This window comes from Gordonia sp. YY1 (assembly GCF_009872315.1).
GTDB classification, from domain to species: domain Bacteria; phylum Actinomycetota; class Actinomycetes; order Mycobacteriales; family Mycobacteriaceae; genus Gordonia; species Gordonia amicalis.
The window spans coordinates 24,466-44,898 of the sequence record NZ_WXYI01000018.1 but is presented as its reverse complement, the minus strand read 5'-3'; the positions used below and the strand labels follow the sequence as shown (position 1 = coordinate 44,898).

General features: G+C 67.6%; 16 protein-coding genes and 1 tRNA gene. 6 read left to right on the top strand and 11 right to left on the bottom strand.

Annotated features, from left to right (window positions below; all coding sequences use genetic code 11):
- Nucleotides 1–447: LysR substrate-binding domain-containing protein (locus tag BPODLACK_RS23635; protein WP_236577721.1), on the top strand; the 447-nt coding region annotated here is incomplete at its 5' end.
- 11 nt (nt 448–458) lie between these two features.
- On the opposite strand, the gene BPODLACK_RS19420 is transcribed toward BPODLACK_RS23635, so the two are convergent.
- From BPODLACK_RS19420 to BPODLACK_RS19400, 5 genes are all read right to left on the bottom strand, one after another.
- Nucleotides 459–1,229: an NADPH-dependent F420 reductase gene (locus BPODLACK_RS19420; RefSeq protein ID WP_159406000.1), complete on the bottom strand. Its 771-nt coding sequence runs from the start codon at nt 1,227–1,229 to the stop codon at nt 459–461.
- Between the two features lie 249 nt (nt 1,230–1,478).
- Complete coding sequence (lepB, locus tag BPODLACK_RS19415; RefSeq protein WP_081712367.1) at nt 1,479–1,898, bottom strand: signal peptidase I; 420 nt, start codon at nt 1,896–1,898, stop codon at nt 1,479–1,481.
- Nucleotides 1,898–2,467 (bottom strand): DUF6448 family protein, encoded by a 570-nt coding sequence (locus BPODLACK_RS19410; RefSeq protein WP_024497376.1) that lies wholly within the window; start codon nt 2,465–2,467, stop codon nt 1,898–1,900. The genes lepB and BPODLACK_RS19410 overlap by 1 nt, the downstream gene beginning before the upstream one ends.
- 79 nt (nt 2,468–2,546) lie before the next feature.
- Entirely contained in the window at nt 2,547–3,251 is a 705-nt protein-coding gene (locus tag BPODLACK_RS19405) for a Crp/Fnr family transcriptional regulator (RefSeq protein WP_024497375.1), read from the bottom strand.
- 458 nt (nt 3,252–3,709) lie between these two features.
- A tRNA-Gly gene (locus BPODLACK_RS19400) sits at nt 3,710–3,783 on the bottom strand.
- A gap of 159 nt (nt 3,784–3,942) precedes the next feature.
- Between BPODLACK_RS19400 and BPODLACK_RS19395 the strand changes: the two genes are divergently transcribed.
- From BPODLACK_RS19395 to BPODLACK_RS19380, 4 genes are all read left to right on the top strand, one after another.
- Nucleotides 3,943–5,442 (top strand): HNH endonuclease, encoded by a 1,500-nt coding sequence (locus tag BPODLACK_RS19395; RefSeq protein WP_024497374.1) that lies wholly within the window; start codon nt 3,943–3,945, stop codon nt 5,440–5,442.
- A gap of 21 nt (nt 5,443–5,463) precedes the next feature.
- Nucleotides 5,464–6,036, top strand: coding sequence for a dCTP deaminase (gene dcd / locus BPODLACK_RS19390; RefSeq protein ID WP_024497373.1), 573 nt, complete (start codon nt 5,464–5,466; stop codon nt 6,034–6,036).
- A 77-nt stretch (nt 6,037–6,113) separates the two neighbouring features.
- Entirely contained in the window at nt 6,114–7,550 is a 1,437-nt protein-coding gene (locus BPODLACK_RS19385; RefSeq protein ID WP_024497372.1) for a UDP-glucose dehydrogenase family protein, read from the top strand.
- Nucleotides 7,551–7,627: 77 nt separating this feature from the next.
- Nucleotides 7,628–9,343 (top strand): hypothetical protein, encoded by a 1,716-nt coding sequence (locus BPODLACK_RS19380; RefSeq protein WP_024497371.1) that lies wholly within the window; start codon nt 7,628–7,630, stop codon nt 9,341–9,343.
- On the opposite strand, the gene BPODLACK_RS19375 is transcribed toward BPODLACK_RS19380, so the two are convergent.
- Nucleotides 9,344–9,934: a TetR/AcrR family transcriptional regulator gene (locus BPODLACK_RS19375; RefSeq protein ID WP_024497370.1), complete on the bottom strand. Its 591-nt coding sequence runs from the start codon at nt 9,932–9,934 to the stop codon at nt 9,344–9,346.
- Between the two features lie 112 nt (nt 9,935–10,046).
- On the opposite strand from BPODLACK_RS19375, the gene BPODLACK_RS19370 reads away from it, so the two are divergent.
- Entirely contained in the window at nt 10,047–11,705 is a 1,659-nt protein-coding gene (locus BPODLACK_RS19370; RefSeq protein ID WP_024497369.1) for a DHA2 family efflux MFS transporter permease subunit, read from the top strand.
- Here BPODLACK_RS19370 and BPODLACK_RS19365 read toward each other — a convergent pair.
- From BPODLACK_RS19365 to BPODLACK_RS19345, 5 genes are all read right to left on the bottom strand, one after another.
- Complete coding sequence (locus tag BPODLACK_RS19365) at nt 11,667–12,794, bottom strand: PDR/VanB family oxidoreductase (protein WP_096274735.1); 1,128 nt, start codon at nt 12,792–12,794, stop codon at nt 11,667–11,669. The genes BPODLACK_RS19370 and BPODLACK_RS19365 overlap by 39 nt on opposite strands.
- 9 nt (nt 12,795–12,803) lie before the next feature.
- Nucleotides 12,804–13,730: a metal-dependent hydrolase gene (locus BPODLACK_RS19360; protein ID WP_096274734.1), complete on the bottom strand. Its 927-nt coding sequence runs from the start codon at nt 13,728–13,730 to the stop codon at nt 12,804–12,806.
- A complete protein-coding gene (locus BPODLACK_RS19355) occupies nt 13,727–15,508 on the bottom strand; it encodes an SDR family oxidoreductase (RefSeq protein WP_096274733.1) in 1,782 nt (593 codons plus the stop codon). Before BPODLACK_RS19355 ends, BPODLACK_RS19360 begins: the two co-directional genes overlap by 4 nt.
- 128 nt (nt 15,509–15,636) lie before the next feature.
- On the bottom strand, nt 15,637–16,890 hold the full coding sequence (locus BPODLACK_RS19350) for a pyridoxal phosphate-dependent aminotransferase (RefSeq protein ID WP_024497365.1): 1,254 nt from the start codon (nt 16,888–16,890) through the stop codon (nt 15,637–15,639).
- 122 nt (nt 16,891–17,012) lie between these two features.
- Nucleotides 17,013–20,369 carry a (Fe-S)-binding protein gene (locus BPODLACK_RS19345; RefSeq protein ID WP_006437611.1) on the bottom strand — a complete coding sequence of 1,119 codons (3,357 nt, stop codon included), beginning with the start codon at nt 20,367–20,369 and terminating at the stop codon, nt 17,013–17,015.
- Nucleotides 20,370–20,433: the final 64 nt, after the last annotated feature.

Sequence of the window (20,433 nt, the reverse complement as noted above, 5' to 3'; positions counted from 1 at the left end):
GCGGGTGGTTCTGCTGGCCGAGTAGCGCCGACCGAGCGGAGCGAGGACGCCGCGTATCGAGGTCGTCCCGGCACCGCGATCGACCACCGTCCGGAAACCACCGGGGATGCAATCGAACTCGTGGCCGCCGGTATCGGTGTCCTTCTCGTGCCTCAGTCCCTGGCGCGACTACATCACCGCAAGGATCTCGTCTACCGTCCGGTGTCCGACGCGCCGACCGGCACCGTCGGCCTGTTGTGGCCCGATCCGACCACCGAGTTGGCCGACGAATTCATCGGAATCGTCCGCGGTCGCAAGGCGACTTCGTCGCGGGGGCAATCCGAACCGGCGCCGAAACGATCGGCCAGGGAGAAGGCCGCCGCGAAGCGTGCCGCGCGGGAGTCCGCGGGGAAGATCCCGGGGAAGAGCGCACGGAAGAAGCCCGGGGTGCGTCCGAAGCGGCGGTGACCGACGGCACGTCAGGCGGCGCGCCACTCCCCGGTGCGCTCGGGCGAGGCCTCAGCCAGTGCGGTGATGGTGTCGTCGACGCCGAAGTCCTTGCCGTACACGGGTGTTCCCGGCTGCTGACGCCACGACTCGGCGAGCGATCCGGCGTCGACCGGGTCGAAGCCGAGTTCGTCGACGATGCCGAAGACGATCTTCTTTCCGCCCGGGTGATCTCCGGCGATCGGCAGTGCGATCCGGCCCTCGGCGCCGGCCGGGCGCCCCTTCGTGAGCAGGTGCTTCCAGTAGATCCCGTTGAAGACCTTGTAGACGGGCGCACCGATCTGCTCGGACACCCACACGCTCTCGGGGGTGCCGTTCTCGATCGCCTCGATCTTCCCGTCGCGCTGCTGCGGGTAGTAGTTGTTGGTCTCGATGACCGGTGCGCCCGATTTGCGTGCGTCGACGATGCCGGCGGCCAGGTGAGGGGTGTTCTTCTGCGGGATGGACACGATCACGAGGTCGGCGTCGTGTGCGGCTTCGGCGGCCCACACCGCCGTGGCGCCGGTCTCGGCAGCCAGTTCCGAAAGGGTCTCGGGTGAGCGAGAATTCGAAACACGTACCTCATGTCCCAGTTCGGTGAGCCGACGAGTGAGTGTTCCGCCGATGAATCCCGCTCCGATGATCCCGATGTTCACTGCTGCACCTCTTCTTCGACGATGTCGTTGACTCTGGGCGCAACAGTGGTCGCGGTCCGAGCATTCCCGGTGCGCGGGTTTCGTGCGGAGTAGGTGGTGGAATGTCATCGAGCCCAGTGGCCTGTCACGTGAGCCACCATCCGGCGTCTGTGCTGGGCACGCTCACCATTCCGTCTGGTACGACCGTATCAACTCTGAGCTCGCGTTATCTGCAGCGGCGGATCAACATCCTGGCGGACGTGCAGCAGGCACGGCTCGTGGCGACGCCTCGCGCGGCATAAAGGCATCTCCGACGCTGCCCCTCCTACGGCCACCCGCCGGACCGTCGAAGGGCGAGGGTTGAGGAGCGCGATCGACTCAGCGGGACCTGGAGACGAATGGATTGCGGACTACGACCAGTCGGTCGGTCAGCACCGCCCGCTCGACGTAGGGCTGCTCCCACGTGCGGCTGTCGTCGGAAGCATCGCGGTTGTCGCCCAGCAGGAGGTAGTGCCCGGCGGGGACGTGAAAAATGCCGCGATAGTAAGAGGGCGAGGCGTACGGCTCGTCGAGCGGCACGCCGTCGATCCGAACCGCGCCGCCGTCGATCTCCACGGTCTCCCCCGGTAGGCCGATCACGCGCTTGACGATCCGCCCGCCCGTCTCGGCATGGTCCACCACGACCAGGTCTCCCCGGTGAATCGGGGTCGATCGCCGGAGCGACCTGGTGAGTGCGAAGCGCCCGTCCGACAGGGTCGGCGCCATCGAGTGTGACCGAACCCTGGTGAGCCGGCACATCAGTGGTGCCCGGCGTGCGCGTGCCCGTGCTCGTGCTCGTGACCCTCGGCGTACTTGAAGTACCGGACGTAGGCGTCCATGTACTCGCGAGCGGCGTCCAGGTCGTCGGTGTCGAAGCCCTTGAGCGCCATGGCCCGATCGAACCGGCGCTCGAGCTCGTCCCAGCGGTCGTCGGCGACGAGTCCGCGCAGCGGCTCGATGCTGCCGAGGTCCAGCGCCTCGTCGGCTGCCGCGACCTGCGCGGTGACGCCTTCGCCGGCGGGCTTGAGACCGGTGAAGCCGGCGCCCTCGCCCGCCCGGTGAACCCTGACCAGGGTCTCGAGGAACCACCGGTCGGCCACCTCGCGGGCCTCCCCGCCGGCGGCACGGACACGCAGGACCTTGTCGAAAGCGGCCCGGATCTCGTTCTCGTCGCTGGGCTGGACCCACTTGAGCGCGATGTTGACGTTCCCGCTCTCGAGCGCCCGGCGGCCGTCGGTGGCGGCTGGGCCGTTCTCGGTGTCGCAGTGGGCGGAGGCATCGCGTGCGAACAGCGCGAGAAGCCGGTGGACCGCGGTGCTGATGCTCATGGCGGGCTCCTTTCCTTGGTTGCCTACCAGGTGCAATCACCAAACTAGACCGGTGTCCGTCCTGGCTCCATGACCTAGGTCAAGAGCCGCCGGACCGCCGCTCGAGGCCCTCGAGATCCAGCAGGTCGACCTCGGCACCACGCACATCGATCAGTCCCTCGCGCTCGAGCGCCGCGAGCCGTCGGCTGAGCGTCTCGGGGATGGTGCCGAGATAGGTGGCCACGTCTTTCTTGGACACGGGCAGCCGAACGGTCAGCGCTCCGTCGAGGCTCCGCGTCGCCGGCAGGTCAAGGAGGTAGGACGCGATGCGGGCGCTGACGTCGACGAGGGTGCGGGCGGCGAGCCGCCGCTCGGTCTCCTGTAGTCGCGTCGCCAGCGAGTGGAGCATCGCCACCCCTATGTCCGGGTAACGGTGCACGAGCTCGGTCAGCATGCTGTGGTCGAACACGCACATCGTGGAGCTCTCGAGGGCCATGTAGTCGTTCTCCGGCCGGGCACCGGTGAGAAAGCCGACCTCCCCTTCGACGTCGCCGGGCCCCAGCAGGCGCAGCGTGACCTCACGCCCGTCTTCGGCGGTGCGCCCGACTTTGACCAGGCCCTCGTGCACCACGAACAGCTTGGCGGTGTCCCGGCCCGCCCACACGAAAGTCTCGCCGCGGCCCACGCGTACAGGTCGTGCCAGCGATGCCACCTCGTCCTGCTGGTCGTGGCTCAGCCGGGAGAACAGCGGAACCCTGGCCACGCAGGATTCACCGTGGTGGTGGTGCTCGTGCGGCCGGTTCATCGAAGCTCAGTGTAGGTGCGCGTGCGAGCGGTCGTGGGAGTGTCGTGCATGGCCCGATGGCCTCCCGCCCGGCAAGAGAGGCGTCGCCTGCGCCCCTCGCAAGGGCACCTGGCTAACCCCGCCCACTACCGGCAGGTTTGTGCTGGGCCTTCGGCGACGTACCGGTCTTGAACGTCGGTATCGCCACCGACGACGATACCCCCGCAGCGGTGAAGCTCGCCGCGATGCGCTGGATCGCGCGGGCTCTCGGCGAAGACGGCAGTGGAAGTGGACGTGACGCCCAAAGGATTCGAACAGGTCTTGGAGGTTGTGCTTAGGGGCGGTTCCGGTGCTGAGAGTCGTTCACGCCGAGGCGAACCCGACGACACCGAACACCACTGGATCAACGCGGAGCTCGGTGTGATCGACTCTGAGGTGTCGGCCGAGACTTGCGAAACATCGCTCCAAGGCGGTGCTGGTGGAGCCGATGACGGGAATCGAACCCGCGTATTCAGCTTGGGAAGCTGATGTTCTGCCATTGAACTACATCGGCGTGCGAGCGCTGGGCTCGCGTCCGAAAGCCTAGCAAACCGGCGTCGGGGTCTTCGCGAGCGGCGCGAAGATTCTTTCCGAGCCGGGGTTGCGCACCGGCGCGGACGCCCGTACTATCGAACATAGTTTCGAGTAAAGCCATGATGACGGGGGTTAAATCATGGCTTTAGGCGAGCCATCTGCATCACAGCCACTTCTTCTCGACCAGTACGAGCGTCTACACGCGCTGCTGGACGAGATCAGCGAGACGGCGTCCACGGACTGTTCCGACACAGACCTGCTCAAGGTCGCGATGGAGCACGAACGCGCCGAGCGTCGCATGCTCACGTCGTTCGCCGCCCACATCATCGACATCGACGAACGCTCCGCATACCGGAAAGCCGGCAGCCAGACCGTCACCAACTTCGTCACCAGCGTGCTCAACCGCAGCGGAGAGGCCACCCGGCTACTCAACCGCGTGTGGGCGATCGGCAAGTTCCCCGACATGCAGGGCGAGGCACTCGAGCCGCGATTCCCGGAGACCGCCAAAGGTGTTGCCCAAGGCGAGATCTCGGGGCGGAACGTCGACGTCATCGTCGAGGTGATGAAGAAGGTCCCGGCCGCCGCAGACCCGGCGGACCGTGAAGCCGCCGAGGCGACGCTTGCGCATTACGCCCGCGACTACGACCCGTCCTCGCTGCGCGAACTCGGCGGGCGGATTCTCGCCCACCTCGATCCCGACGGAACCCTGACCGACGACCGCGACCGTGCCCGAATGCGCGGCATGCGCCTCGGCCCTCAGGACGCACAGCTGATGTCCAAGCTCACCGCCGACCTCGACCCCAAGACCCGGGCGATGCTCGACGTCGTACTGGCGGTGTGGGCAGCGCCGGGCATGAACAACCCCGACGACCCGGAGTCACCCGTCGGAGACCCCGGCAGTGCTGATCCCGATGCCCTCGCGGCCGCTGCCGAACGCGACAACCGGTCGACCGCGAAACGCAACCACGACGCCTTCTCGGCGTTGCTCCGGTACGCACTCGACGACGGCGCGCTCGGTCGTTCCCATCACGGACTGCCGCCGCACGTCATCGTCACGATCACCGAATCGGCGCTCCGCAACCGGGCCGGGGCTCCCGCGCGCACCGCGACGGGGGCGCTACTCCCGATCAAGGATGTCGTCGAACTCGCCGCCGAGTCGCAGCAGTACCTCGAGGTATTCCGCGACCACACCAGTGAGGTCCTCTACCTCGGACGGGCCAAGCGCCTGGCATCCCGGGCGCAGCGGATCGCCGCGGTGGGTCGCGATGGCGGCTGCACGTGTCCACGCTGCACGCGGTCGTCCTTCGACTCCGAACTGCACCACGTGGCCGAATGGACAGCCGACGACGGCCCCACCGACATCGACAACATGACCACCGCATGCGGACCGCACAACCGTGCGGTCGGCCCCGGCGACGACCAGTGGGCCACCACGATCGCCACCGATGGGGTCGACGCAGGTCGCGTCGTCTGGCACCCGCCGACGTCGCACCCGGATCAGACCCCGAAGGTCAATCACGCCAACCGCACCGACGAGGTCCTCAACCGGATGCGAGCCGATGCCCGTCGACGCCGGTCGAGTGGTCACGGGCAGGACGAGGCGTCTGGGCCGACGGACACCGGCGCAGATCCACCCTGACCATTCGATAACCTCGACACCGTGCTGCTCTCCGACCGCGACATCCGCTCCGAGATCGCTGACGGGCGCCTCGCCATCGATCCATTCGATCCTGCGCTCGTCCAGCCCTCCAGCGTCGACGTCCGGCTCGACAGTCTGTTCCGCGTGTTCAACAACACCCGGTACACCCACATCGACCCGGCCCAACGCCAAGACGAACTGACCACCCTCGTCGAACCGACCGAGGGTGAGCCCTTCGTGCTGCACCCGGGTGAGTTCGTGCTGGGCTCCACCCTCGAGGTGTGCAGCCTGCCCGACGACCTCGCCGGACGCCTCGAAGGAAAGTCCTCGCTCGGGCGGCTCGGCCTCCTGACCCACTCGACCGCCGGCTTCATCGACCCCGGCTTTTCCGGACACATCACCCTGGAACTCTCCAATGTGGCCAACCTGCCGATCACGCTGTGGCCTGGCATGAAGATCGGCCAGCTGTGCCTCATCCGCCTCACCAGCCCGGCCGAGCACCCTTACGGCAGCGCGAAGGTCGGCTCGAAGTACCAGGGGCAACGCGGACCCACCCCGTCGAAGGCGTACCTGAACTTCCTCAAGAACGACTGAGAAGTTCACCCGACCGATCACCACACGCAACGCCGCGGTTGGTTCACGGCACACCCGCCTGGGTAATCGTTGCGACCATGAAGCTCACGGTGATCGGATGCGGATACCTCGGCGCGACGCACGCGGCCTGTATGGCCGAGCTCGGACACGACGTCGTGGGCATCGACATCGACCCGCGGAAGGTCGAACGCCTGCAGGCCGGTGACGTCCCGTTCTTCGAACCCGGGCTCTCCGACATCCTTCGCCGCAACCTCGACGCCGGACGGCTTCGATTCACCACCGACCACTCGATCGCCGCCGACCACGCCTCGGTCCACTTCATCGGCGTCGGCACCCCGCAGGAGGACCGCGGACACCGCGCCGACCTGTCCCACGTCCACGCGGCCGTCGACACACTGGTTCCCACACTTCGCGGCCAGCACGTCCTCATCGGCAAGTCCACCGTCCCGGTCGGCACGTGTGAGGAACTGTCGCAACGGATCTCGCGACTCTCGGCGCCGGGCGCCGACGTCGAGCTGTCGTGGAGCCCCGAGTTCCTGAGGGAGGGTTTCGCCGTCGAAGACACCCTGTCGCCCGACCGGCTGGTCCTCGGTGCCGGACGGCTCGTCGACGACCCGCAGGCCGCACCGGCGGTGTCGCTGGCCGGCGAGGTGGTCCGAGACATCTATCGCGAGGTACTCGAAACCGGTGTGCCTCTGATCGAGACCGACTGGGCCACTGCTGAACTCGTCAAAGTGTCTGCCAATGCGTTTCTCGCCACCAAGATCTCGTTCATCAACGCGATGAGTGAACTGTGCGAGATCGCCGGTGCCGACGTCGGTACGCTCGCCGACGCCATGGGCCACGATCCCCGGATCGGCCGGCGGTTCCTCAACGCGGGACTGGGCTTCGGCGGCGGCTGCCTACCCAAGGACATCCGAGCGCTGACCGCCCGCGCCGACGAGATGGGCGCCCCTCGCGCGGTCGGGTTCCTGCGCGAGGTCGACGCCATCAACATGCGTCGGCGCAGCGCCGCCGCCGAACTCGTCGCCGAGGCGCTCGGCGGAGAAGCGTTGGGCCGCAATGTCGCCGTACTCGGTTCCGCCTTCAAACCCGAGAGCGACGACGTCCGCGACTCTCCCGCGCTCGCCGTTGCGGGCCGTCTCGCGCTGGACGGGGCCTCGGTCACCGTCTTCGACCCGCAGGCAATGGGCAATTCGCGCCGGGTGCAGCCGACGCTGGGCTACGCGGCGTCGGCGCGCGAGGCCTGCGATCGCGCCGATGTCGTCGTCATCGCCACCGAATGGGCGGAGTTCGTCCACATGTCACCCGACGAGCTCGCGCCCGTGGTCCGCCACAAGCGCATCGTCGACACCCGTCGTTGCCTCGACCCACAGGCCTGGCGGGACGCCGGGTGGGACTACCGGGCGCTGGGCGGTCCGGTGCCGGCGCGAAAAATTGGGACAACAAGTTCGTTCACGCAGGTGAACGGGGCTTCGTCGAAAGCGGTTCCCCGAGTGGACGTGTTAGGTTAACCCCGCGATTGACGGGGGCACCTTCTCGCCGTGGGGGCGTGTAGGGCGAGGTGCACACAAGTGCAGGAATTGATCAGATGACCGACACGGTGTTCGATGCGGCCCTGGGGCCGGCCTCTGCGTCTGCAGAGGTCTCGGTTCATCCCGCCGTGCTCGACGACGTGCGGGCCACACTCCGTCAGCGCGGGCTCGACGCCCCTGAGGTGGTACTGCTGGGTCTCGACGGGAACGGTTGCGTGTCCGTCGGGCGGTTCGACACCTCCCGGGGCGCGGTCGCCGACACCTATTCCGACGTGGCCCTGTCCGTCGGTGCGCTCGACCGCGCCATCGCCGACCATCTGATCAAGATCGGGCGCGTCGAGTCACCGACATCGCCGGAATGGCATGACGAACTCTTCGATCTCATCGCCCGCGGACGCGAACGCCTGCAGGATTCCGACGGCACATTTCTTATGGGACGCCGACACATTCGGCTGTTCCGCCTGGCACGCCGGGATGTCGAGGAGGCGGGCGGCGCGCTCATCGCACGCGGTGAGGAACTGGCGCGCGCAGCAGTGGCCGGTGCGCAGGCCCCCGCAGTCGTCATCACCGACGGTCTGAGCGTGTGGCCCGGCCTGCGCGACGGGATCGCCAAAGCCGTACAGGTACCGGTCGTCGACGCTGCTCCCAGTCCGCTGACGGCCACGGTGCCGGCTGTACCGCTCAGCGGCCCGCGGGAAGCGCACACACCGGATGCGGCTGCCGACGCCCCCGACGCCGAGGCAGCGACGTCCGCTGACCCCGACAACGACGGAACCGCGCCCGCCGCCGACGCAGACCACAGCGCCGATTCAGACAACAGCGCCGCCGCAGACCACAGCGTCGATACAGACAACAGCGCCGCCGCGCACACCAGCTACAGCACCGACAACACATCGACCGAGCCGGACGCCGTGGCGGCCGAGAGCGCCGAAGAGTCACAAGCTGCGCGTGCCGGTGCCGACCCCGACAAGGAGTCCGGGGTCGCAGTCGAGGTCGAAGATGTTGTCGATGCCACCGTCGAACTCGACGCAGAATCAGTCGTCGACACGACGCCGAACCTTGTGGCCGACGAGGTGACCGAGCCGGCGATCGGGAGCCCTGGTCGCTCAGGCGATTTCCCGGTCGTCGATGTTGACCGCATATCCAGTGAGCAGCCTTCACGTCCGGTGGATCCCGCGCCCGCAACGGCATTCGGTGCCACAGCGACCTCTGTCTTCGGAACTCCACCCGCGCAAGACCCTGCGCCGGTTCGAGAGCACGTGAACATGCCGACGGCCTTCGAGTACGCGGCACGGCGAATTGACCCGGGTCCGCAGGCCGTCGGCACCGCCCCGATGATCCCGGCCGATCGCACGTTCCCTGCGCCGGAACAGCATTCGCCCTACGGCCGACCTGCTCCGGTGCCGTCCCGTTCGCGACGCACGGTCCTGGCAGGCCTGGCGCTGGTATGTGCGCTGGCCATCACCGCGGTCGCGGTCGCACTGGCCACGGGGAACGATGACTCCTCGCAGGCGCCCGTTGCTGCTCCCACCACGACCACGCCCACCACGACGGCGCCCACCACCGCGGCGCCGACCGGCCAGGAGTACGCCGACCCGGCCATCGTCGCCGAGGCGCGTCAGCCCGCGCAGCGCTACACCCCACCGCCACCGCCGGTGGTGACCAACGAGCAGGGGCCGGCACCGCGACCACGATCCCGCGCACCGCGTCCGCAGCGCGGCGTGACGATCCCGAATCCGATTCCCGGACTGCCGCCGATCGTCCTGCCGTGATCAGTCGGCGGGGCTCGGCGCCAGGCCTCGCGCGACGAACGCCAGTACCCTCTCGTAGTTCGCCGCGCCGTCGACCTGTGGCGGGTGCGTGCCGGCGAGTTCCAGGCTGACTGCACCGTGAACCGCTGACCAGGCCTGCATGGCGAGATCGGCGGGATCGCCGGCCATCACGACGCCGGCCACCTGTCCGTACCGGATGACGTCGACGAGTACGTCGAATGCATGCGCCGCCACCTCGAGATCCGGCGTGCAGCGCGTGGAGAACATCAGCCCGTAGAGAACGGGGTTCGACACGGCGAACTCGCGGTAACCGCGACCGGAGTTCCGTAAGCGGGCGACCGGGTCGTCGTCGGTGGCTCCCACTGCTCGTGCGAACTCGGCGAAACCATCGGTGACCAGCGCATCCAATAGTCCATCGCGACCGTCGAAGTGGTTGTAGACGCCCATCGGCGCGACCTTCGCCTCAGCTGCGGCCGCCCGCACGGTGAGCCCGGCTTCGCCGTCGCGCTCGAGGATCGCACGACCGGCGCGCAGCAGAGCCGACCGGACGTCGGCGGCGGAGGTTCGGGTGCGCGGCTTTGCGGTGGGCATATTGACAATCTACTAGCACGGTGTTCTTCTGGAATAGAACAATGTTCTATAACTGTAGGACGAGGTTCTACTTCATCTGGACTTCATCAGCTCACGGAACAGGAGAATGCCGATGCGTACAGGACGTATGGGCTCACGCTGGTGGGCGCTCGGCGCCCTCAGCTTTGCCGAACTGCTGGTCATGATCGACAACACGATCGTCAACGTCGCTCTGCCGACGCTGGCCCGCGACCTCGACGCCGGGATCTCCGGCCTGCAATGGATCGTCGACGCCTACACGCTCGTGTTCGCCGGCCTGCTCTTGACCGGTGGCTATCTGGGTGACCGGTTCGGCCACCGGCGGATGCTCCTCACCGGCGTCGTCGGCTTCATGGCGGTCTCGATCCTGGCGGCGTCGTCGCAGAACCTGGGCCAGCTCATCGCGTCGCGCGGCGGCCTGGGACTCTTTGCCGCACTGGTGTTCCCGGCGACGCTGGCGATCATCACGACGATCTTCGTCGACGCCCGGGAGCGGGCGACGGCCGTCGGTATCTGGGCGGCCGTCTCCGGTGTGGCCGTCGCCATCGGTCCCGTCTTGGGTGGCTGGCTGCTCGAGCACTTCTCGTGGACCTCGGTCTTCTGGGTCAACGTCCCATTCGGTCTGGCCGCGTTGGCGGTGATCCTCGCGGTCGTCCCCGGTACCCGGCCGTTGGCGGTGCCGCGATTCGACGCCGTCGGAGTGGGCTTGTCGGTTGCCGGTCTGGGGCTTCTCACCTACACGCTGATCGAGGCACCTCACGTCGGTTGGGGTGAGGTCCGAACCGTCCTCGGAATCGTTGCGGCCCTGTCGATCCTGTCCGTGTTCGTGGTGACGCAGCTACGCATGGCCCACCCCATCCTCGATGTGCGACTGTTCGCCAACCGGCAGTTCGCCACCGCAGCCGGGATGATCAGCGTGGCGTTCTTCGCACTGTTCGGGTTCATCTTCCTGATCACCCAGTTCTTCCAGGCGGTCAAGGGATACGGTCCGCTGGCCGCAGGTGTGCGAACCCTGCCCTTCGCCATCGTGATGGCGGTGCTGTCGCCGGTGGCGATGGCCCTGTCCCACCGGTTCGGCCCACGCTTCGTCGCCGTGGCGGGTGCCTTCCTCATGTCCGGTGGCTTCGCGCTCGTCGAGATCTCCTCGCGCGCTTCGGGTTACTGGGAGCTCATCGTCTGGTCGATGTCGCTGATGGCCGCCGGCCTGGCCTTCATCTCGGGACCGTGCACGCAGCTCATCATGGATGCTCTGCGTCCGGAGCAGGCCGGTGCGGGCAGCGCGGTCAACGACACCACCCGTGAGATCGGCGGCACCCTCGGGGTTGCGGTGCTCGGCTCGATCCTGACCTCGGTCTACGTCGCGGGAATCGGGGATCGGCTGTCGGACAGCGGATTGCCACGAGAGGTGGTCGCGACCGCGGGACAGTCGGTGATGGCCGGGGTGGAGGTCGCCGGTCGGGTGCCCGCCGCGATGAGCGAGACGGTCCGGGTCGCGGTACAGCAGGTGTTCATGGACGGTCTGCACAACGCGGTGTGGGCGGCGGTGGTCATCACCGCGACGGCCGGTGTGGCAGCGGTAGTCCTGTTGCGCGGCACCGTCGCCGGACGTCACGCGGCGCCGGATTCGCAGGAAGGGCCCTTCGAGACGCATCCTCCGCAAGCTCCGGATGCTCCTCAGGGAGCGGGGGTGCGTCCGCAGGGAGAAGTGGCCACCTCACAGATCGAGCGTGAGGTTCCCGCCGGCACTGCGTGACACGCAGGTCAGCATGGTCCCGGCCTCCCGCTCGGGCTCGGTCAGGATGTTGTCACGGTGGTCGATGTCGCCGGACAACGTCCTGACCTTGCATGTGCCACAGAAGCCCTGCTGACACGAGTAAGGCACCGACGGCATCACTCGCCGGAGCGCGGCGAGCGCCGACTCGTCGGCGGCCACCGGAATCCGTTCCCCCGTGGACGCCAGCGTCACCGTGAACGGTGTGCCGTCCTCCACCGGTGGCGGACTGAAACGTTCGTAGTGCAGTTCGATGTCCGCGCGGTCGGCCAGGTGGCGGCGGAGGTTCTCCAGCATCGGAACCGGTCCGCAGCAGTACACCGCGAGGTCGGCGTCCGAATCCGGGACCGGACCGACCAGTTCCGACATCGTCGGCAGTCCGTGCCGATCGTCGGTGCGGATGGTGATGCGGTCGCCGAACCTCGCCACATCGTCGAGGAAGGGGATCGAGTCGGCCGAGCGACCGGTGTAGATCATCGACCAGTCCAGCCCGAAGCGCTCCGCCACCGTCAGCATCGGCAGGATCGGCGTGATGCCGATCCCGGCGGCGATGAAGCGAATCCGGCGAGCGGGCGATCCGTGGCCGGGTACCGCCAGGGGGAAAGCGTTGCGCGGTCCCTTGATCGACATCACGTCGCCGATCTCCAAAGCGTCGTGGACCTCGATGGAACCGCCACCGCCGTCCGGGATGCGCCGCACCGCGATGCGGTAGTGCTCACGGTCCGCGGTGTCGCCGCACAACGAGTACTCGCGCATGCGGCCGGACGGGAGCAGCACGTCGATGTGGGCACCCGCGTGCCACGACGGCAGCACCCCGCCGTCCGCGGCCGTGAGGGTCAGCGCGATGACGTTCTCGTCATGTGCGACGACCTCGCGGTCCACGATGCGGACGTGGGTGATCCCGTCGTTGACCGGCGCCGGCCTCAGCGGGGACAGCGGCCGCCAGGCCGGCCACCACGCCCGCATGAACGCGGTCCCGACGGTGAGGATCGGATCGCGGCGCCACCGCCCGTACAGATGTGGCGGTGGCTGGGTGAGACTCGTCGAATGCGGATGTGCGCGTTGGTTCATCGGAGTCTCTCAGGCCGCGTTGCGTGCGGCCGGTGACTTGGCGAGGTATGCGACGGCCTGGGCGGTGCTGCCGATCTGTTCGGGGCGGAAGCCGGGCCGGAAGTAACTGAATGTGGAGAAGACGATGCTCCGAAGCGGGGGCAGGACGTTGGCGCGCACGCCGCGGTGGAACTGCCACTTCTTCTGGATGTAGTTGTAGGACACCGACGTGTCCTGCTTCATGATGAACCGGTAGCCGCGCTGTATGAGGAACAGCAGCATCGGGAGGACGGCGAGCATCGCGCGCCCGCGGCGGAGGTAACTGTCGCCGAAATAGGCTGCGACGTCGTGCGCGACGGCCCGATGTTCCACTTCCTCCGCGCCGTGCCACATGAACAGATCGGCCATCGTCGGATGCGCGCCGGTCTCGATCCAGTTGTTGTTCAGTGCGAAATCGCCGAGCACCGCGGTGTAGTGCTCGAGGGCGGCGATCAGCCACAACCGCTCGATGAGGTGCTTGTGCCGCGCTTGCGGCGGGCCGCTCGTCGCCGGTCCGAGAACTCTGCGGAAGACCCACTCCATCTGCAGCTGGTACGGACGTGGATCGATGCCGTGGTGATCGAGGAACTCCCACAGCACATGGTCGTGAGCTTCGGCGTGCATCGCCTCCTGTCCGATGAAACCCCGCATGCGAGAGGCGAGTTCCTCGTCGGCCACCAGCGGCAGCGCCTCGTTGTAGGTCTGCACAAACCAGCGTTCCCCCTCCGGGAGAAGAAGATTCAACACGCTGATGAAGTTGGACGCCACCGGGTGGCCGGGAATCCAGTGCAGGGGCACGTCGTCCCAGTCGAATGCCACGTTGCGGGCATGCAGTTCGACCGGGCCGGGATCGGCTTGATCAGCACTCGTCTGATCGGTGTGGCTCAGGTCCGGACGCGGGCGTTCGACGGTGCTCATCCGGTCACCTTCTGTCGGGCGCCGATGCGCGACAGCCACGGCGCGAAACGGTATATGCGATAACCGACCTTCGCCTCGGGCGTCACCGGGACGACTGCCTTGTTGTGCTCGATCGCCGAGACGATCTCGACGGCCACCCGATCCGGGGTGAAACCTCGGCGCTGGTAGAAGCGGTTCAGCCGATCTCGTTGTGCCTGTTCGGTATCGGCGTCCAGTCCGGCGATCGGCGACGACGACACGATGTTGGTGTCGACGATGCCCGGGCAGATGGCGCTGACACCGATGCGGTGCTCGGCGAGTTCGGCGCGCAGCGACTCCGAGAACAGCAGGACCCCCGCCTTCGACGCCGAGTACAAGCCGAGGCTGCGCGACGGCGTGAACGCCGCGGCCGAGGAGACGTTGACGATGTGCCCGCCCACTCCGCGGTCCACCATCTGACGGCCGAACTCGCGGCTCCCCGTGATGACCCCGCGCAGGTTGACGTCGAAGAGCCGATCGACCTGCTCGTCGGTTGCGGCGAGAGCCCCACCGGCCAAGCCGATCCCGGCGTTGTTGATCACAATGTCGGGTACCCCGTGGCTCTCCCGGACCGTCGCGGCGAAGGACGTGAACGAGTCGGTGTCGGACACGTCGAGGAGGTAGGCGTGCGCCACCGCGCCGGCGATCTTGCAGGCCTGCGCCGTCTCGGCGGCGGTGTCGAGGTTCCGGTCGGCGAGCACGAGTTCGCACCCGCGCTCGGCGAGGAGCAGTGCGGTCTCCCGACCGATGCCACTGCCCGCGCCGGTGATCACGACCAGCTTTCCGGCCAACGGTTTCGGTTCGGCGAACACCCGCGACCGCTCGACGGTCGGCGGCGCCTCGTTGTCGGTCTGCGCGGCAAGGAAATCCAGGATCGTGTCGGTCAGGTAGCCCGGCTTGGTATACGGCAGCCAGTGGCCGGTCGGGGTGTCGCGCCGCCACAGCTTGGCCGCATAGGTCGGGGTGTTGTCGTAGATGGCCGGACGCAGGGCGATGTCGCGCTCGTTGACCACCTGCAGCACCGGCACCGCGGTCGAGCGGGGCTCCGGGCGGGCCAGTTTCTGGCGGATGTTGGCGCGATAGAGCGCGAGTCCGGTGATCATGTCGCGGCGCAGTGTCTCGGCGACGACGACGTTCTCCGGTGGGGTGCCCTCGATGGTGTGCAGGAACTGCTTCCACGCCCGCGGACTTCCCAGTGCGGTCAGCAGGGCGTTCGGCAGCACCGGCAGCTGGAACAGTCCCGTGTAGGCCGATGAGAGTGACTGCGTCGCAATGGTTCGCATGCGGCGGGGTGTCGGGCGGGTCAGTCCTTCGCGTAACAGCTGACCGAGGTGGTCGAGGTTGGGTCCGGAGACCGAGACGAAGGATGCGATGCGGGTGTGCGACCTCGGTCGGCTGACGGCCTCCCAGGCCTGGACCGAACCCCAGTCGTGACCGACGACGTGCACGGGAGCGTCGGGACTCACCGCTTCGGCGACGGCGAAGAGGTCGTCGGCGAGCTCGGCCAGCCGGTACGCACCGACCTCGCCTGGACGGTCGCTTTCGCCGAATCCGCGGCAGTCATAGGCGACCACGTGATACTTCTCGGCCAGCCGAGGTGCGATGTGGGTCCAGAGATGGTGGGTGTCGGGCCAGCCGTGCACCAGCATGACCGTCGGATTCTCCGGGTCCCCGAGTTCGAAGGTCGCGAGGGTGACGCCGTCGCCGGTCACCGTTCCCCGTCGCCAGTCGGGACGCACCTGCACTGCATGTTCGGACATCCGTGTCACCTCGTTGTAGACCCCGATTGGAGGTACACGTTACCAACGGTTACACAAATGTCCAGACCCTGGAGGAGACAAAGAGGCCCGGTCAGAAGACCGGGCCCTTCGAGACGGCGCTCCGCAACCTACTGGCGGTACGACGACAGGAAGTTGCCGATCCGTTCGACGGCCTCCTTGAGGTCCCGCGACCACGGCAGCGTGACGATGCGGAAGTGGTTGTGGTCCTCGAGGTTGAACCCGGTGCCCTGCACGACGAGGATCTTCTCCTGCAGTAGCAGGTCCTGGACGAACAGCTCGTCGTTGTGGATCTCGTGTACCTCGGGGTCGAGGCGCGGGAAGGCGTACAGGGCCCCCTTGGGCTTCACGCAGCTGACACCAGGGATCTCGTTGAGCTTCTCCCAGGTGACGTTGCGCTGCTCGTAGAGGCGACCGCCCGGGGAGACGAGCGCGTCGATGGACTGGTACCCACCCAGCGCCACCTGGATCGCGTGCTGGCCGGGCACATTCGCACACAGGCGGGTCGATGCGAGGATGCCCATGCCCTCGAGGAAGCCCGTGGCATGGTCCTTCGGGCCGGTGAAGACGACCCAACCGGCGCGGTAACCGCATACGCGGTACGCCTTGGACAGGCCGTTGAAGGTGAGGCACAACAGATCCGGCGCCAGCGAGGCGACGTTGATGTGCTCGGCGTCGTCGTAGAGGATCTTGTCGTAGATCTCGTCGGCGAGGATCAGCAACGAGTGTTCACGCGCCAGTTCGACGAGCTGCTGCAGGATTTCGCGTGAGTAGACCGCGCCCGTCGGGTTGTTGGGGTTGATGATGACGATCGCCTTGGTGCGGTCGGTGATCTTCGACGCGATGTCGGCGATGTCGGGGTTCCAGCCGTTTTCCTCGTCGCAGCGGTAGTGCACCGGACGGCCGCCGGACAGCGAGGTCATCGCCGTCCACAGCGGGTAGTCGGGGGCCGGGATGAGCACCTCGTCGCCGTCGTTGAGCAGCGCCTGCATCGTCATCGTGATGAGCTCGGAGACACCGTTGCCCAGGATGACGTCGTCGACGTCGAAGTAGGGGAAGTCGGGGATGAGCTCGTACCGTGTCACGACGGCGCGTCTCGCGGACAGCACGCCTGCCGATTCGGAGTAGCCCTGCGAGTACGGCAGTGCATGGATCATGTCGCGCATGATCACGTCGGGTGCCTCGAACCCGAAGATCGCCGGGTTCCCGATGTTCAGCTTGAGGATGCGATGGCCCTCTGCCTCGAGCCGCTGCGCGTGCTCGTGTACGGGACCGCGGATCTCGTAGCACACGTTCTGCAGCTTGAGCGACTGCTCGAGCGGCTTGAGGTTCTGGTTCAGATGCGACACATGGGGCCTACTCACGAGTTCAATTGTCGCAGCCGCGTGCAAATCGGTTTCCGCCAGTGCGGCGCGGTAGTGGCCCCGCCTACGAAAACGGGCTCCGACCGTGGTGGTCGGAGCCCGTTTCGCGGTATCGCTGGTGACTACTGGTGGCCGGGCCGCTTCTTGCCCGCGGCGATGCCGAAGCCCTTGGCCTTCGACGCCCCCGTCTCGGCGATGGTGCGGGCATCGCCCGAGCCGTTGCTCGACGGAGCCGGGACCTCGGCCCCGTTCGTCTCGGCCGGGGCTTCCGCTGCCGGTGCCTCGGCTGCCGGGGTCGCCTCGGTCTCCTCGGCAGGAGCCTCGGCGTCCGGAGCCGCCGCAGCCGGTGCCTCGGCTGCCGGTGCTTCCGCGGCCGGCTTGGGGGCGGCCTTGCCGATCCCGCCCGGACGCTTCTTGCCAGCGGCCATACCGAAGCCCTTCGCCTTGGCCGGCTTCTCCTCGGTCGCGGCAGCGGTGCCCGTTGCCGCGGTTGCCGTGGCCGACTCGGTGTCGACGGTCGGAGCCGCGTCGGGTGCCGACTCGGCCTCGGCGACCTTGCTCTCGGCAGGCGCGGTCACTCCGGCGTCGGCAGCTGCCGCGTTCGGGGTGGCCGTCCTCTGACCGGGACGCTTGCCGGCGGCCATACCGAAGCCCTTGGCCTTGGCAGGCTTGGCCTCGGCAGGCTTCTCAGCCGCGGGCGCCTCGGCCTTCACGGCCTCCGACGACTCGGCCTCGGCGGGAGCGGGAGCGGCCGACGCGGCAGGCTTGCTCGCCGCACCCGGACGCTTCGCGCCGCCCTTCATGCCGAAGCCCTTCGACGCGGGCTTCTTCTCGGCCGGCGCGGCCGTCGTCTCGGCGGTTGCCTCTGCCGTCGTCTCGGCGGGTGCCGCCTCGGCAGCCGGTGCCGCGGCCGCAGCACCCGGCTTCTTGCCGCCCTTCATTCCGAAGCCCTTCGACGCGGGCTTCTTCTCGGCGGGCGCCTCGGCAGGTGCGGCGGCCGGTGCTTCGGTCTTGGCCGCGGCACCGGGCTTCTTGCCGCCCTTCATGCCCAGGCCGACCTTCGGCTTCGGAGCCGCCTCGGTGGTGGCCGTCGCAGCTGCGGCGGCGGCCGCAGGAACCTTCTCGGGCTCCGGTTCCGGCTCGGGTTCCGGGGCGCTCGGACGCGGTCCGAGGAAGCGACCGCCGAGCTTGACCTCGGTCTGGCCGCGCTTGACCGAGTCGAGCAGCAGCTGCGCGACGTCGACGACCTCGACCTTGCCCTCGGACTCGGTGCCGCTGGTCCGTGCGGTCACACCGTCGGTCAGCATCACGCGACAGAACGGGCAACCGGTGGCGACCTTCTTGACCTGGTCACCCGTGGTGTCACCGAGGGTGTCCAGCGCCTCGTCGACCCGGTCGAGGTTGATGCGCTTGCCGATCTGCTCTTCCATCCACATGCGGGCACCACCGGCGCCACAGCACATGGACCGTTCGCCGTGACGCGGCATCTCGGTGAGGGTCGATCCGGCGGCACCCATCAGCTCGCGCGGGGCGTCGTAGACCTTGTTGTGGCGGCCAAGGTAACAGGGGTCGTGGTAGGTGACGCCCTCGCCGAGCGGGGCGACCGGCACGAGCCGCTTCTCGCGGACCAGTCGGTTCAGCAGCTGCGTGTGGTGGACGACCTCGTACTTGGCGCCCAGCTGCGGGTACTCGTTGCCCAGGGCGTTGAAGCAGTGCGCACAGGTGACGACGACCTTCTTGCGCTGCTCGGGCGCGGTCGAGAAGACCTCGCCGAGCATCTCGATGTTCTGCTGCGCGAGCATCTGGAAGAGGAACTCGTTGCCGGCGCGTCGTGCGGAGTCACCGGTACAGGTCTCGCCCTCGCCGAGAACCATGAAGTTCACCGCGGCCATGTCGAGAAGCTCGGCGACCGCCTTGGTGGTCTTCTTCGCGCGGTCCTCGTAGGCGCCGGCGCAGCCGACCCAGAACAGGTACTCGAAGCCCTCGAACGACTCGACGTCCTTGCCGAAGACGGGGATGTCGATGTCCATCTCGTCGATCCAGGCGGTACGCGCGGAGGCGTTCTGGCCCCACGGGTTGCCCTTGTTCTCGAGGTTCTTGAACATGCCGGCCAGCTCGGTGGGGAAGTCCGACTCGATCAGGACCTGGTAGCGACGCATGTCGAGGATGTGGTCGACGTGCTCGATGTCGACCGGGCACTGCTCGACGCAGGCACCACAGGTGGTGCAGCTCCACAGGGTCTCGGTGTCGATGACCGCACCCAGCGCCTCGGGATCGAATTCGCCGTCCGCGGACTCGAGACCCTCGCCGCCGCCGAGCCTGCCCTTCGACTCGCCGACGAGCTTGCGGGATGCCTCGGCACGAGCGGCCTCGGGGATCGCGTTGAGCTTGTCCTCGAGGACGTTGCCGTCGGCGTCGACCAGGCCGACCTCGTCCCCGCCCATGTCCTTGCGGCCACCGGCCATCAGGTACGGGGCCTTGGCGTTGCCGTGGTCGCGCAGCGACATGATGAGCAGCTTCGGAGACAGCGGCTTGCCGGTGTTCCAGGCCGGACACTGCGACTGACAGCGGCCACATTCGGTACAGGTGGAGAAGTCGAGCCAGCCCTTCCAGGAGAAGTCCTCGATCTTGCCCGCACCGAAGGCGTCGACGTCGGGGTCGGCGGTCTCCATGTCGAGGACCTTGCCCTGGCTCATCATCGGCTTGGCGGCACCGAGGGCGACGCCGCCGTCGGCCTCACGCTTGAAGTAGATGTTGAAGAACGCCGAGAAGCGGTGCCAGGCGACGCCCCAGTCGGTGTTCAGGCCGACGACGGCCAGCCACACCATGCCGCTCATCAGCTTGATGACCGCGAAGATCGACACCAGGGTCGGCGACTCGGGCAGGATCTTGGCGACCTGCATGGTGAAGAAATCGGAGTACGCGTTCGAGTGGTGGTACGTCGCGATCTTCGATGCCTTCACCAGGATCATGCCCAGGCCCTCGAGCAGGACGACGGCCTCGACGAAGTAGGCCGCGCCGAAGCGTGATCCGGAGAACCGCGACAGCCGCTCGGGTACGCGCGGGTGGTTCATCTGGCGGATGACGATCAGCACCATGATGCCGACCACGGTGCCGATGCCCAGCAGTTCGTCCCAGAGGTGCCACGCGAAGGTGTCACCGAAGAGGGGCCAGTGGAACTCCGGGTTGATCGACTGACCGTAGGCCTCGAACCACAGCAGGGCGCCGCCCATGAAGCCGATCATCACCAGCCAGTGCGCCCAGCCCACCGTCCGGAACTTCACCATGCGGGTGTGGGCGATGAATTCCTTGATCATCGTTCCCAGACGCGGGCCTATCGGCCAGAAGCGGGAACTGTCGACCTTCTGGCCGAGTTTGATGGTGCGGAACATCCGCACCACGCCGCCGAGGAACAAGTACCAACAGAAGAGGCTGATCACCGCTGCTGTGGTGCCGATGGCAATCGTCGTGGCTGTCACGGGCGCGTACCGGCCTTTCGTCTAGGTCGTCCGCCACAGAGGAAGCGCACAGAGTGCGCAGGGC

Coding starts and splice junctions, on each gene's coding strand:
- BPODLACK_RS19370 (WP_024497369.1), top strand. CDS start 10,047: ATGCGTACAGGACGTATGGGCTCACGCTGGTGGGCGCTCGGCGCCCTC.
- lepB (WP_081712367.1), bottom strand. CDS start 1,898: ATGTGCCGGCTCACCAGGGTTCGGTCACACTCGATGGCGCCGACCCTG.
- BPODLACK_RS19380 (WP_024497371.1), top strand. CDS start 7,628: ATGACCGACACGGTGTTCGATGCGGCCCTGGGGCCGGCCTCTGCGTCT.
- BPODLACK_RS19360 (WP_096274734.1), bottom strand. CDS start 13,730: ATGAGCACCGTCGAACGCCCGCGTCCGGACCTGAGCCACACCGATCAG.
- BPODLACK_RS19405 (WP_024497375.1), bottom strand. CDS start 3,251: ATGAACCGGCCGCACGAGCACCACCACCACGGTGAATCCTGCGTGGCC.
- BPODLACK_RS19420 (WP_159406000.1), bottom strand. CDS start 1,229: ATGACATTCCACCACCTACTCCGCACGAAACCCGCGCACCGGGAATGC.
- BPODLACK_RS19355 (WP_096274733.1), bottom strand. CDS start 15,508: ATGTCCGAACATGCAGTGCAGGTGCGTCCCGACTGGCGACGGGGAACG.
- BPODLACK_RS19365 (WP_096274735.1), bottom strand. CDS start 12,794: ATGAACCAACGCGCACATCCGCATTCGACGAGTCTCACCCAGCCACCG.
- BPODLACK_RS19375 (WP_024497370.1), bottom strand. CDS start 9,934: ATGCCCACCGCAAAGCCGCGCACCCGAACCTCCGCCGCCGACGTCCGG.
- BPODLACK_RS19395 (WP_024497374.1), top strand. CDS start 3,943: ATGGCTTTAGGCGAGCCATCTGCATCACAGCCACTTCTTCTCGACCAG.
- BPODLACK_RS19410 (WP_024497376.1), bottom strand. CDS start 2,467: ATGAGCATCAGCACCGCGGTCCACCGGCTTCTCGCGCTGTTCGCACGC.
- BPODLACK_RS19385 (WP_024497372.1), top strand. CDS start 6,114: ATGAAGCTCACGGTGATCGGATGCGGATACCTCGGCGCGACGCACGCG.